The sequence below is a fragment of the Pseudomonas sp. JY-Q genome (assembly GCF_001655295.1).
GTDB classification, from domain to species: domain Bacteria; phylum Pseudomonadota; class Gammaproteobacteria; order Pseudomonadales; family Pseudomonadaceae; genus Aquipseudomonas; species Aquipseudomonas alloputida.
The window spans coordinates 3,169,823-3,182,480 of record NZ_CP011525.1 but is presented as its reverse complement, the minus strand read 5'-3'; the positions used below and the strand labels follow the sequence as shown (position 1 = coordinate 3,182,480).

12 protein-coding genes are annotated in these 12,658 nt (G+C 51.5%); 2 read left to right on the top strand and 10 right to left on the bottom strand.

The features are described 5' to 3' along the window. Positions 1 to 113: 113 nt before the first annotated feature. Positions 114 to 407: a hypothetical protein gene (locus AA098_RS14465; RefSeq protein ID WP_064614475.1), complete on the top strand. Its 294-nt coding sequence runs from the start codon at positions 114 to 116 to the stop codon at positions 405 to 407. A 17-nt stretch (positions 408 to 424) separates the two neighbouring features. Here AA098_RS14465 and AA098_RS14460 read toward each other — a convergent pair whose 3' ends face one another. From AA098_RS14460 to AA098_RS14450, 3 genes are all read right to left on the bottom strand, one after another. After that, positions 425 to 820 (bottom strand): hypothetical protein, encoded by a 396-nt coding sequence (locus AA098_RS14460; RefSeq protein ID WP_064614473.1) that lies wholly within the window; start codon positions 818 to 820, stop codon positions 425 to 427. Positions 821 to 881: 61 nt separating this feature from the next. Beyond that, positions 882 to 1,613 (bottom strand): metallophosphoesterase family protein, encoded by a 732-nt coding sequence (locus AA098_RS14455; protein ID WP_064615201.1) that lies wholly within the window; start codon positions 1,611 to 1,613, stop codon positions 882 to 884. Between the two features lie 85 nt (positions 1,614 to 1,698). Then, complete coding sequence (locus tag AA098_RS14450; RefSeq protein ID WP_064614471.1) at positions 1,699 to 2,103, bottom strand: hypothetical protein; 405 nt, start codon at positions 2,101 to 2,103, stop codon at positions 1,699 to 1,701. 635 nt (positions 2,104 to 2,738) lie between these two features. On the opposite strand from AA098_RS14450, the gene AA098_RS14440 reads away from it, so the two are divergent. Continuing rightward, entirely contained in the window at positions 2,739 to 3,227 is a 489-nt protein-coding gene (locus tag AA098_RS14440; protein ID WP_064614469.1) for a helix-turn-helix domain-containing protein, read from the top strand. Between the two features lie 103 nt (positions 3,228 to 3,330). Here the strand turns inward: AA098_RS14440 and AA098_RS29235 are convergent, their stop codons facing one another. The 7 genes from AA098_RS29235 to AA098_RS14405 all read right to left on the bottom strand — a co-directional run bounded on the left by AA098_RS29235 (position 3,331) and on the right by AA098_RS14405 (position 12,573). Beyond that, positions 3,331 to 4,347 (bottom strand): hypothetical protein, encoded by a 1,017-nt coding sequence (locus tag AA098_RS29235; RefSeq protein ID WP_156747524.1) that lies wholly within the window; start codon positions 4,345 to 4,347, stop codon positions 3,331 to 3,333. Positions 4,348 to 4,844: 497 nt separating this feature from the next. Then, the gene (locus tag AA098_RS14430) at positions 4,845 to 5,837 is read right to left on the bottom strand and encodes an ATP-binding protein (RefSeq protein WP_064614465.1); all 993 of its coding nucleotides are present in this window, start codon (positions 5,835 to 5,837) and stop codon (positions 4,845 to 4,847) included. A gap of 9 nt (positions 5,838 to 5,846) precedes the next feature. Beyond that, complete coding sequence (locus AA098_RS14425) at positions 5,847 to 7,868, bottom strand: hypothetical protein (protein ID WP_156747523.1); 2,022 nt, start codon at positions 7,866 to 7,868, stop codon at positions 5,847 to 5,849. Beyond that, positions 7,865 to 8,545 carry a hypothetical protein gene (locus AA098_RS14420; RefSeq protein ID WP_064614461.1) on the bottom strand — a complete coding sequence of 227 codons (681 nt, stop codon included), beginning with the start codon at positions 8,543 to 8,545 and terminating at the stop codon, positions 7,865 to 7,867. The genes AA098_RS14425 and AA098_RS14420 overlap by 4 nt, the downstream gene beginning before the upstream one ends. Positions 8,546 to 10,279: 1,734 nt before the next feature. Further along, the gene (locus AA098_RS14415) at positions 10,280 to 10,708 is read right to left on the bottom strand and encodes a DUF6691 family protein (protein ID WP_004577360.1); all 429 of its coding nucleotides are present in this window, start codon (positions 10,706 to 10,708) and stop codon (positions 10,280 to 10,282) included. A 1-nt stretch (position 10,709) separates the two neighbouring features. Further along, positions 10,710 to 11,147 carry a YeeE/YedE family protein gene (locus AA098_RS14410; RefSeq protein WP_054888288.1) on the bottom strand — a complete coding sequence of 146 codons (438 nt, stop codon included), beginning with the start codon at positions 11,145 to 11,147 and terminating at the stop codon, positions 10,710 to 10,712. A gap of 232 nt (positions 11,148 to 11,379) precedes the next feature. Next, the gene (locus AA098_RS14405; RefSeq protein WP_004577362.1) at positions 11,380 to 12,573 is read right to left on the bottom strand and encodes a cation:proton antiporter; all 1,194 of its coding nucleotides are present in this window, start codon (positions 12,571 to 12,573) and stop codon (positions 11,380 to 11,382) included. Positions 12,574 to 12,658 lie beyond the last annotated feature (85 nt).

Below are 12,658 nucleotides of genomic sequence, written 5' to 3'. Positions count from 1 at the left end.
ATGCTCAGCGTCGAGCGGCCAGATTCGGGTAGCCCACCCTGGGGGAGTAGTAACAGGCGATTGAGTGTACGCATGATAACCTTGCCCCAAGATCAATCTCTGGAGCATCCCGCTTGAGCACGCTAGCTGCGCCCGGTTATTACGAGACACTCCTTCACGCTCCTACTTTCTCCTGCGACCCAACCGGCAAACGCCAAGCCGAGCGTTGGAAACGCCTGGTGGATGACATCCACAAATCCACAACAGAGCAAGACCTGCGCGAGGCCCGAGGGAAGGCGGAGGGTTACATCATCGGCCTAATGGAATGTGGTCATCTACCACCAGATGGCGAACGCGACTACGTGATTCTTAGCTCGATTCATCGCCGTCAAGATTTTTTGCGTACACTCCTCGCGACGCTCACCTGATCCGCATACTAGACCTTTCAGGCGCCCGTAAAGGCGCCTGTCTCGCTCGTAGGAGAAGCGTCAGTTTGGTCTGCGCTTGTAATGAATGTTCGAAGACTCTTTCGGCCCGCTCCGCGCTTGAATGAAGTCAGAACAAAATTCCCTGCCTTTGTATCAACCACCCAGAAACGCCCTACTCTAATCAACGAGAAGATCGGTGTGGTGGTAAGCAAATATGCCCCTGTGCGCTTCTCAATAAGCCCTGGAACGATTTGACCAACCACGACCCCGACTGCGCAATCATTCAAGATTTCAACGTCGGTCAGATAGGCAGTGATCGGCACAGGATACTGCTGACCCATCGCTTGTATGATGCGCGTAAGCTGAAAAATCGATGGTTCTTCACCTGGGTACCTGATGATCTCATCTGTCATGTGTACTTGCGCTCCTGCGTCCAATTCAACACCCTCTGAGAGCATTCGCTCCTAGAGGCGCTTAGATTTCAATGATGAAGTCCGGTACAAAGCCGGTCTTTTCACCTGGATACCCTCTGGGGTTCGATATGAGCCGACATCCCGAGATGACGGTGTCGACCGCGTAATGGGTATGGCCGAAGATCCAGGCATCGGTCAGCGAAACTAGGTCATGCCATTGGTTGAAATACGCAGCACCGAGATGTCCTTCGTGTCCGTTACCAGCTACCTCCTGGATGGGGCAGTGGTGAGTGATCACAACCGTTTTTCCCTCAAAATCCTTAGCGAGTTCGGTGGCGAGAAAATCGCGAGCGACAATGTTCCGGGCAATGAGATCGACGGGGCGAAGCTTCCTGAAACCCTCTCCGCTCCGGATAACCTTAAAGTCATTCATCCACTCCCAGCACTCGTACATGGCTTTTTTGTAATCGCCGGTTGAGGTGAAGTCTGTCCAAGCGGTGGTGACCAAAAATCGGGTATCACCAATGACAAGGCATTCGTTCTCGAGGACATGCACATGCCCCGCCGCTGCTTCCTTCATCTTGAGGAGCGTACGATCCAGGTGGCCACCTTTGTAGTACTCGTGATTACCTGGGACGTAGATGACTGGACAACTGAAGGCTTGGTTCGCCCAAGCCACGCCCTGACTGCGCACCGAAATGTCCCCAGCGAGCACCACCAAATCTGCATCGACCTGGGGAGGCTCGAAGCCTCTGAACTCCAAATGCAGATCTGAGTAGATCAAAACTCTCATCGGCTCTCTCTCACTCCCAAGCAGCATTGAATGGATCGCTTCTCCAAGGCTTCACCGAAGGGAAGCCGGGCTATCTCGGGTAGCTCTACGGACGCAGCGAGAAGACCGTATCGAGGCTTGCCTGCTTCCTGCAGCCATCACCTAAAAGCAGGTAAAGAGTACTCCCGGTTTCAAAGACGCATGGATGGTCATACGAGATTCCAAAGTTACTGCGTACCCAGTGCCCAGGCGGGAAACGATTGCGACTGTCTCGGACGACTTCGTGAGCAAAGAGCACCAGAGGCAGTACCGCCTCTGATCTGAATTGCTCAAGCTCCACTGGTGTGAGCTGCAGGTCGGCAACGATCCACTTACGCACCAAGCAATAAGGCTTACCTGGGTGGTACACGTGAGCGAGCTCTATCAGCGCGCCATCGCCCCCCTCCCATCCTGAAACAACCTTGCCTTCCCCGTAGAAAAACTCACTCACCTCTTCCAGCGTGGCAGCCATGGTCAGACCTCGTCACTGCTGAAAACACGACCTGTGTCTGTGACGAACTCATAGACAGGAGAGCTCTCGGTACCACCGCTGACTCGGATCTCAGACAGTGGCTCCATGTAGCAACCAGTCTTGCGTAAGGCCAGTGGAGGAATCACGTAGACCCTGTGCACGTTCAGGAGCTCAGGTGATCCGTCCTCCCAGAGCGACTGGATCGTAGATACGTCAGACACAAGCTGTGACGTAGGGCCCAGGGCGCCCGCATCGAAACCTACCCCTTCGACCAGAAACATATAGGTGCAGCGGCTCAGGTTGATGGATTTCCAGAACAGGACTTCTGAGTCCTCGATCCTGAATCTGCCATGGAGCTCATCGCTCTTCGTTAAAAACACATATCTTCCTAGTATTGCGGGTCGCATGAGGGTGGCTCCATCCGGCGGGATAGCCAACATGCGACGGTCACTGAAGGCCTTCCATCCGACCCTAATCGTCATTATTTACCATTCATTGGCGGGAGCCAGCAACGCTAGCCTCTGATTCCACGCGGGCTGCAAGACCCAAGGGAAGCATCCTATGCACACCATGAACTATATGTCATGGCGTGCATAGGATCAATATGGCCTTATCCTCACTTTTGAGGATTCGACATGGTATCGAGGGAATCCCTCGCAGCAGTCCTGCGTCTCGCGCGAGCCAGTCGCGGGATGTCCCGTGATCAGCTGTACGCAAAGATCAAAAGCAAAATCGAGCCCCGCCACCTGCAGCGGCTGGAAAACGCCAAAACTGGTGTTACGTTGGAGATGCTAGGCAGCATCGCTGAAGCGCTGTGCTACGATCCGATGGCTTTGTTGATGGTGGCCTCAAGCTATGACGAGCAGTTGTCCATCGGGGAGCGCCGTGCGGCTCTGAAAAAGGAAATTCAAAAGCTTGATGCTCTGGGCATTGTTGCTGACATGCCAAAACACTTCTCGGAGGGCAAGCTAGTAAAGGAAAAAGCAGGATGGAGCCTTCCTGATAGCATTATCCAGGAAGCATTGACGTCTCGGGATCAGGGTTTCAGCCAGAGTGAGACTGCGAGAAAGCTAGGGATCCACCAGACGACAGTTGGTAGAATTTGGCGTAAGGCCCAAGATTAGTGGCATTGGTAGGATGTTCGTACCCAAAAGCACTTTGCCTGCTTGAGTATCTCAAGGTTGATTACTCATAAATATCAAGAAGAGTATAATGAGAAGCGCCACCTTATAAATCAAGACGAAGATCGCCATTAGAGCTGACATTAAAAAATACACAAAAAATATTCTGATTACTCTTCAGTAAGTAGTTATCAAAAGGATCCACATTTACTAGCAAAGGATTTCTGCGACGACAGCTGCAATTTGCAACGCTAGCTGCGAGCGCTACTTCTGGATTTTCCATAAATATGAGCGCATCGCGATGAATATAATCGCGATACACGCGAGCAGTCTCAAATATCATTGGCGCAACGTAGCTGGTGTGGTCGCCGTCGTGCCTATAATTCAAGACCAGCATGCGACAATTCAATTTCGTATAATGACGAAGCACACTCCATATCCGATAAAAGTCACCAATAGATTTATACATGGCCACCTCAACTTCGCAGGCCAGTGTTTTACGGCTCAGGTAGATTCTATTGAGAAATGTCCCCACATGACTAGACTGCATATGGAGTAAATCCCAAGGTGAAACCCCCCATTGCCGAGATAGTGTAATCAAGTAAGCCATTACACAGGGGCAGACAAACTCAAGATTCAATGCATACCAGGACTCTTCATTCAAGCGAGCGATACGTGCCAAGCATTTTCTATGCAATCGCAGGTATCGTTTGAATATATAGCGCCTTATTGACTTGGCCATTGCAATAACATCATCTAGGTCAGCCCTAGGCCGCGTCGCCTCTGTCTCGTTTGCTATTGTAAACCGCGCCATATAATATTTTAGAATTTCATGATAATAGCTCTCCTCAGCTAACTTTGATCGCGGAATCCTTAGAATTGTAATTGGCAGATAATTTGTCGTTGGCCCAGTTCGAGAGGCATGCCATGCCAGATACTTGAAGACGATATCTGCATTCTGACGCTCAGAAGGCAGCCCCACTACAACCTCATATACACCTTCCCCGATCAGTTTTTGAGCATTTTTTATCCAGTCATTGAGGCCGTCACACCAGACCTCAGCTTGAACGATATAATCTTTTGGAGCCTCTTCAGGCGCCTCAATACCAAGTATTAGTCTCATGTGTCGACATGCTTCTGAAATAGCTGCAATACCATGTTTTCTGTGCCCCTTTCTCTGCAATGCGTCGGAGCAATTCCGGCAGTACTCCAGAGGTAAATGATGCCACGGGCAATGTGAGACACACTCAAAATAGAAGACTACAGAATGATATCCATATTTAATGCATTCCGGACAGTGCCTAATCTTTGGGCACGGCCTCATTTCCAACGTTTGACGTCTCCAATCTGTAGGTAAAGGGAACCATCCATCTATATACGAGTATTTAAGCTCGCTAAGCGGAAGCCCACATGCCCTTTCCACTCTCCAATGAGGAACATGCTCGCCGTCCCACCAGCGATCCCTGACTGAAACCTGTCCTCGCGGCAACCCTATGATATCGCGTATTTCAGAAAAGGATTTCAGATGATTCCATTTAATCACGTGAAGAAAAACAAGCCAGGATGACTGATATTTAAAGGGGGGGCGTAGGTATGTTAATCGAACTGAATTTATGGGATTCATAGGGCACCGATAGTCTTTAATACCTCTACATAGTCTTTCAGCTTTGACTCGATCACAGCGGACTCTATGTCTTCACGCGACAATGTAAAACCTGCACCATCTTGCTCACTAGAGCGAATCAAGACCAGCCTGCACACTTCGAAAATATATTCGGTAGGCACTAGAGGAAGACTGAGTGCTTTGGCAGACGTCGCCATAACCTTGTAAATATCTGGAGCCGCGGCAGCGATACGAAAGCCAGCGGCATAAGCCTGAGGCAAAAAAAACTGAGTATAGCTGCAATCACTTCCTGTCGGATAAGTAAAGTCACTATCGTAACTTTTAAGGGTTTGGCCTATCCAGCCTTGGTCAGCGCAATAGGGCAAGTCCCACACTTCATTGAGAAATCTAACAATCAACTCCACACGCTTTTGCTGGCTCAATAAGTTTATTTTATGAGCAATTTGTGTTTGGCTGAAGCCGATAAGGGTTGTGTCGATATTATGCAGCGCAAGCTCATTCTGAATATGCTGTAGATGTTCGAAATCTTCCATGCTAAGTGCTTGAAGCTCATCTATAACCAAGACCCAATGTCGACCTAATTGATTCCGCAACCGACTTTCTATTTCATGCAACACTTTTGTTCGTATCGACGCGATCACCGGCCTAGTAGGTATGAGGATCCCTAGAACTTTCGCAAGGCTTATCACGATGCTCTCCCTACGTTTCAGATCCCCAATGGTGTCCGCAGATACCAGGCTAACGGATCTATCCTTGAAGGCAGGATGATGTTCCAGTGCACTAAGCACGAACTTGCATATCGTAGTTTTTCCCATTCGAGGAAATGCCTTAAAGACAAGGCTTTTTTTATGAAGTGCGATAGAGTCCATGACCACCTCAAGCACTTGAGGCATACTCGGCGTCAGTGCAACATAGTTTTTCGTCACTAATGGATGGCTCCAAAAGAGATTTCGTTGCTGCTGAGCGTCAAGCGGATCATAGGTACTCATGATGTCCTCTCAAAGGTTTTTTACCAAATCCAGGAGATCTAAGTCACTGAGCGCCACAAGGTATTCGCGTTTCGGTATTGACGTAGCGGCCACTGAGGGAGAAGATATGGGGAATTCCTTTACCTCGCCTTCAGCCACAAGCTCATTCTCGAGCGAGCTCTGAGACTGTTCAGATTTTACTCTGCCGAGTTTAGCTGCCGAATTTTTATCTTGTTTCTTACGCTCCGCAGCAGCATTGAGTTTGGCTTCAAGATAGCGGGTATACACTGTAACAATACACACACCCTTAACTCGAAAAATAATCTTTCTAGCAATGAGCGAGTTTATCTCCTTTCGAGTTCTGAGGCTGTGCGACATTTCAGCCCAATCACCTTGAACGGTGAGTGGGCCTATAGGTGATCCATTTTCTAGATATGCGTTCACGACGCGCAGGTCTGATTCCTGGACTTCAATTATGAGTCGTTTTCCTATGAGTTCTGGACTATCAATGAGTCGATGCGAGGTATATCTAGCCTTATGAATAGTGACGTAAGGTCGATGGCCATCTCTTACCCCTCCTTTAACCTCACGAGGAATCGTCACAGTAACCACCCCTAACGTTTCCCTCAAATCATGAGGTGGAAGCCTCGGCAAATAATGATCTTTCTTGATCAATTGTGAAACGGCTTCCAGTGGAGATAGGAAACGTAAACCTTCGGATGGCTCCGCGTTGAAATTTGCGTAATAGGCATATACTAACTGATCCAAATCATCGCTTGCGATCCGAAATTTGCATGCAGCTAGTTCAGGATCCTTAGCTCTACCCTCATCAGGGCCGGAACCAGTAGTGCTTGGAAAACGCTGTATCAAATCTTTTGCTATTCGCTTGAACGTATGTTCAATTTTTGGACGTCTTTCTGGACGACCAGGCACGCCGAAATCAAGGATGCACCCAGTTTGTTTCCTCAGATCAGAGCTCACTTTATGGCCTAGATGCGCAAGTGCATTATCCAATTTAATAAATAATGGCAAAATTTGCACCATTTCAGGAAGCAACTGTGAGGGATACCCTGCACCCTCGGACAACTCTAGATCCTTGATGGTAAACTCAGGCTTTGGCAGTTGGGCACTCAGCATTTGCCGCAATAACATCAAAACATCTTCAGCACTCACGTCATCGCCATGAACGACATAATACCAAAGCACTACACCAGTCAAAGACTCAACCGCCACAAGAATATGTAGCCGTTTCCGTACATGATAGGTTTCTAGACCATGTTCGTGCTCAAGGATCAAGACAAACATGGAATCTAGTGTATGCGAATCAATTTCTATGCTTTCCATCAGGCCTCTCGACCTGATCAGTGAGCGATGGCCTGTTCCCACGGGGATGTGAGCTATTGCGCCACTATCTCCGGTGAGTTGCACTGCATGCTCATAATGCTCTTCTCGCACCTTGTTAAAAAATTTAGTCAAGGGTTTGATTCCGTGGTACTTTGTATTGAATGGCCATTCTGTTTTCGGATGCTCTTTCTCCTTAAGTATTGCTATAAATTCCGAGTGAATATCACTGGCTCTATTCGAAAACGCATGCTTTACATTGCTCATGCCGTCTGACTTCGGCTTTGGCTTTGGCTTTTTTCTCAAAATAAGCGTCTTGAGTCTTGACTCAAGTTCTGGATACCGCTTAAACGTAGCTCCCAACAACCCGGCGAAGCCTGCGCCCGATTGCCACCGCGACGGATCAACAACCTTTGTCCGCGTGTAAACCTTGATGGCCATGTTGGGTAGAAGAGCACTATATCCGTACACAAACCCGTCTGGTGCTATAGTCAGACATCGCTTGATCATTTTTTTTAGATAGCTGCCATCGACAGTGGTCTGGTGCTTTATGTCTGCTATCGTGCACCCTTTCATATACATCTCTAGCGCTTGTTTCCGATGCTTAAATACTGCCGCATCTTCTGGAGACAACAAATGCTCAGATATACTTCTCCAAGGCATTGATGCCTTTACAAGCTCCACAATTTCGGAGCGCGACCGCCTCTTCATGGTCGACGCCACACTGTATTATACCCGAATCCATTTTTTTCCACTTCAATGCTAATACCTCCTGAGATTATTAGTCTACAGATAACTCCTAGTGCGATAGACTGATCTGGAAAGGATAACTCAGCAAGTAGGGACTTGATAGTGCCCTCCTTCATCAACTGCACTTGAGCTCCAACAAGTTCGGTTTCATGGTCGAGCAGATAGCCCCTAACCTGTGATGCCATAGCAATTACCTTCAGCCAAAACCCCAACTTGTGGGCCGCTAAGGCAAGATGCGCATAAGAAATTGAAACGAGTTGTCCGTGCCGAATGACCTGATCTATAAGGCAATACCTAATCGGGATGGTTCTTCGGTCAGGTGCTAGCGTTTCACTTGGGTCGATTTGGTGGAGCGCAACCGAGCCATCCCTGTGCTCAACCCATATCCCTCTGACTTTCTTGAAATTTTCTATCCCTTCCGTATCCACGCTCACGCTGACGTCTTCATCGAACCGGTAGGTCAGCACATCGGAAGAAGTCTCCAGCTCCGTAGCCCAGTGGATAATTTCCAAATCGCCCAGGATGATGAGGTCAGCATCCATCTTGGGGCTGTATGTCACCCATAAACTGCGGTTGTGCCCGCTAGTCTTTCTGCTAGCTGTCAGCTGCTTCCGGAGGTGCCCTTTGAGTGATGGCATTTTGGAGAGATCTCATTGGATACGTAGGTACGAAATTTCTTCCTAAATTTTAGTGCGACGAATGGTGTCGTTTAGGATCGATTTGCTACTGTCGCATCCGTTTAAATACCAGTAAGATATAAAAAAACTAATTTTAAAGTTTTATGTTCCAAATCTATCAGGTATTGATTCCACTCCTTGAATCGTAATGAGCCGTGATGCTATGGGGTCAAATTTAGCTCCTGATGGTGCCATGGGTTCATAGTTGCTTCCACAAGCTAGAAGTAACTTTCACCGAAAAGGCTCACTGAAAAACGAAACACCCAATCCAACTCATTGATTTTCCGAATTAAAGTTGGTAGTCGGGATAGGGTTATCGTTTCATCCGTGTACTCACGGAAGCCTCTTACCCTAATCTCGAAAGTAAATCGACCTAGGCCGATTTTTTTGCCTCATTCCAATCCATCTTGCTGCTCGGATCGCTTTCACAGCCGCAGACCCATTCAACGCTTCTGTCCACCGATGCCATGGATACAAGGCGCTTCCTGGCGCGACGAGCCTCGTCATTAAGGTGTCGATTTACGTCTATGTGTTACTGCAGCCACGTAAACTGCGTTAAGCAACCGTGCCAGCGCCTTTGCTATTTCTGAAGACTTGCGAAGGCCGCGTATGCTTACTCATCGATGAAAACACAAGCATCGGCGCGAACTCCTTTTTCTGACCAGAGGTCGAACCTGTGAAATCAGAAGAAACTTTAAGCGCGATGGCCTCGAGTGACTGCGGTTGCGCTGTCAATTCTGTACGGTTCCGAACACGCAATATCGGTGAGATCTGTTTCAGGTAGCTCATCATTATCCATGTGAAAATAAAGCATGAGATATTTGTAGAGCCGGGTTTTTCCAATCGCATTTGGCTCTGATTGGCACAGACGCCACGACCTTTCAATAGCCTAAATGCCCAGATCAATCCCAATAGACGCTTTCGCCTAACCTTGGCAACCCCTCAACCTAGAGCGGTTTACTCACTCAATAAACGATAAAATCGGTCAAAATCATCGCCCTGTACAGCTCTGTCTCAGTCAGTACACCCGTTAAATCTGCCTGGCGCGCGGGTGCACGCCAGCCATTCTGTATCCTCAAAGCCCAATTCCAGGCTACCTGAGCGCTTCAGTTTGCCACGAAGCTGTCCGATATCAGCGTGCGCCCGCAGCCCGATAACCCAGAGAACCTGAGATAAAGCCAGTCGGTTGCATTGTCGAGCAATAAATACCAAACTACCCTTCTTTTATGTAAGCGCGCGACCCAACTCGACTAAATGAATATTTAGTTGAGTTATACGCATAGCCTGTCTGGAAAGTGCCCTTCACGCTTCCCTCAATATCCGATAACTCTCAGGCCGGGATATTGTGTATTCCTCAGCGCCACTCTTTATTCAGGTTGTCCCATGTCATCGTTATCACCCTGTCTTCGAAAGTTACCGGTGCTTTCTGATGCTGAATTTCCAGCAGCTGACCGAAGAACAGCCGACGGTGCGAGCCTACCTGGCCTCCTTCCCCGCCCCCTAAACGTGGCCGAGGGCTACAGACGACTATGCAACTGGCCGCGCCCTCACCCGCCTTCAATGGGCGACTTTCGTCGGGATGGCAATGATAACGGGTGGTTCCATGTCGTCGGTAAGGGCAACGGGGTTGTCTCCTCTGCCCTCACCCAATGAAACCCACCCGCTGTTGTCTACGCGGCACGGCCGCAGCTTGCTTTACGCCTGGCGGCTTTTACTAAGCACTTCCAGCCCATTGAACAGCGCCATGCCGGCCAGCATCGCTGCCACAAACAGCCAGCCTTGCCAAAACCCGCCGGCCAGCAGCACCAGGGCCGGCCCTGGGCACACCCCGGCTAGCCCCCAGCCAATGCCGAAGATCAGGCTGCCACCCACTAGCCGTCGGTCAATGTCGCGCCGGGCAGGCAACTGCATCGCGCCGCCGAGCAAGGACACAGCGTGCTGACGCGCCCAAGCCATCGGCAGCAGTGCAACACCGATGGCGCCCACCATGACGAGTGCCAGTGACGGGTCCCACTGCCCCGCGAGGTCGAGAAACCCCAGTACCTTGGTGGGGTTTGCCATGCCCGACAGCAACAACCCCATGCCGAACAGCAACCCCGCGATGAATGCGCTGATCCGGGTCATTTCATGCTCCTGGGTAAAGGTGGCGAACCACGAAGACGGTCGCAAAGCCGGCCGCCATGAAGCACAACGTGGCCACCGCCGAGCGAGGGGACAGGCGAGAAAGGCCGCACACACCATGGCCACTGGTGCAGCCACTGCCATAGCGGGTACCCACGCCCACCAGAAGCCCTGCGACCATGAGCAACCAGGGGGCCGTACTGAAATGTACCGGGGGCATCGCCGAGAACGCTCGCCACACAAGTGGCGCCGCGATGATGCCCAGCAGAAACGACAGTTTCTCGCCACGCCCTTCTCCCGTGCGCTGCAATAGCGAGCCGAGCAAACCGCTGATACCGGCAATGCGCCCGTTCGCCACCACGAACAGCCCGGCGGCCAGGCCTATTAGTGCTCCGCCTGCCAGAGCCGACCACGGTGTGAAGGCAGCCATATCAACCAACATTTCAGTGCTCCCTATCCAACTGCAGAAATGAACCGGTTCCATCTTAACGCTGTGCCTGCACCGCTGGAATCCACCCCTTCGCGACGGCCCTTCGGGCCCATGGCCAGCCACGGGTCCAGATCAGCATGACCGCCCCAGCCAGCCACCAAGCCCATTTTCTTTGCTGGATGACTCATGGTGCCCTCCTGCGCGTACAGGCCTTGACGAAACCGGTCGGCCCCCTGTCACACCCTCATTCTCGTGCGCTGCGCCCCAGCCGCCGCGCCCCCGGCAATGCACTCACGCCATGCAATACCACACTGAGCAGAACGCAAGCGATGGTGCACGCGATGATCGTGCCAGCCTCTTGCAACGGCGCATCCAGTATCAGTATCGCGAACACGATGGACGCGAGCCCACGGGGGCCGAACCAGCCGATGAACAAGCGGCTCTCGGCGCTGAGTGTGCTCCCCGCCAGGCTGAACCAGACAGGCAGCATTCGCACCAGCGACAGGCTCGAAAGTGCGTAGAACCAGACGGAGGGTGCCATGATCTGCGAAGCCTTGGGCGCCACATAGGCGCCAAACACCACCCAGGTCAGCAGTGACAGCGCTTCACCGCATGACTCGCCGGTGACGATCAACGGCTGGGTTTCCCGTTTGAATAGGTAACCTGTCAGCAGCCCTGCACAGAACGCGGCGATAAAACCGCTGCCCCCCAGTGCCTGAGCGCTGGCGAAGCTCAGTAATGCCAGCGCGGGCATCACCAGTTGCTGCCAGGCCTCGATCTGCAGGCAATGGCGTTGCGACAGGCGTAACAACCCGCCTACCAACAGCGCAAGCGCCGCCCCCGTGAGAACACCGATACCCAACTCCTCCAGGAAGAAGTAGCCCGCCAAGGCAAAAGGCATCGTCGAGTGAGCCTCCGTCAACAATGCCAACAGCAAGAGTAGTACCGGCACGCAAATGCCGTCATTCAAGCCGCTTTCGACATTCAGGCTCTCGCGCACATCGGCCGGAACGTCGGGGTTGCTCACGACGGCCTTGCCGAGGGCGGCGTCGGTCGGGGCCAGTATCGTCGACAACAGCGCCATCTCCAGCCAGGGCATCCGTGGGAACATCAGCCAGGCAGCAAGCCAGCCCGCAATCAGTGTCAGCGGCAGGCCCAGGGTCAGCAAGCGCAAGGGCAGGCTACGGGATTGCCGCAATTGGGCCAGGTTGGCCTTGGCGGCATCATTGAACAGGACGATTGAGAGGGTGAGCTCGGCCAGCAAGCGAAGATCGTTGCGGTCCAGCGAAAGGTTCAACAACCCAAGCCCGGAGGGCCCTGCCACCAGGCCTGCCAGCAGAAACAACAGCGGCCCATTGACAGGTTTGGACTCAAGCGCGCCGGCCAGGCTGGCGTACAGCACCAGCAAGGCGGCCAGAACAGCCAGGTTCTGATACATGGCCACGCCTCGGGATCAAAAGCGTATGTAGCAACGCTATCACTGCCCGCGCAACGCGACGATCTGAAAGGCGGCAGAAGTTATC

What these genes read in the sequence shown, in the direction of transcription:
- AA098_RS14460 (WP_064614473.1), bottom strand. Translation starts at nt 820, where the DNA reads ATGACAGATGAGATCATCAGGTACCCAGGTGAAGAACCATCGATTTTT.
- AA098_RS14455 (WP_064615201.1), bottom strand. Translation starts at nt 1,613, where the DNA reads ATGAGAGTTTTGATCTACTCAGATCTGCATTTGGAGTTCAGAGGCTTC.
- AA098_RS14450 (WP_064614471.1), bottom strand. Translation starts at nt 2,103, where the DNA reads ATGGCTGCCACGCTGGAAGAGGTGAGTGAGTTTTTCTACGGGGAAGGC.
- AA098_RS14440 (WP_064614469.1), top strand. Translation starts at nt 2,739, where the DNA reads ATGGTATCGAGGGAATCCCTCGCAGCAGTCCTGCGTCTCGCGCGAGCC.
- AA098_RS29235 (WP_156747524.1), bottom strand. Translation starts at nt 4,347, where the DNA reads ATGAGACTAATACTTGGTATTGAGGCGCCTGAAGAGGCTCCAAAAGAT.
- AA098_RS14430 (WP_064614465.1), bottom strand. Translation starts at nt 5,837, where the DNA reads ATGAGTACCTATGATCCGCTTGACGCTCAGCAGCAACGAAATCTCTTT.
- AA098_RS14425 (WP_156747523.1), bottom strand. Translation starts at nt 7,868, where the DNA reads ATGAAGAGGCGGTCGCGCTCCGAAATTGTGGAGCTTGTAAAGGCATCA.
- AA098_RS14420 (WP_064614461.1), bottom strand. Translation starts at nt 8,545, where the DNA reads ATGCCATCACTCAAAGGGCACCTCCGGAAGCAGCTGACAGCTAGCAGA.
- AA098_RS14415 (WP_004577360.1), bottom strand. Translation starts at nt 10,708, where the DNA reads ATGACCCGGATCAGCGCATTCATCGCGGGGTTGCTGTTCGGCATGGGG.
- AA098_RS14410 (WP_054888288.1), bottom strand. Translation starts at nt 11,147, where the DNA reads ATGTTGGTTGATATGGCTGCCTTCACACCGTGGTCGGCTCTGGCAGGC.
- AA098_RS14405 (WP_004577362.1), bottom strand. Translation starts at nt 12,573, where the DNA reads ATGTATCAGAACCTGGCTGTTCTGGCCGCCTTGCTGGTGCTGTACGCC.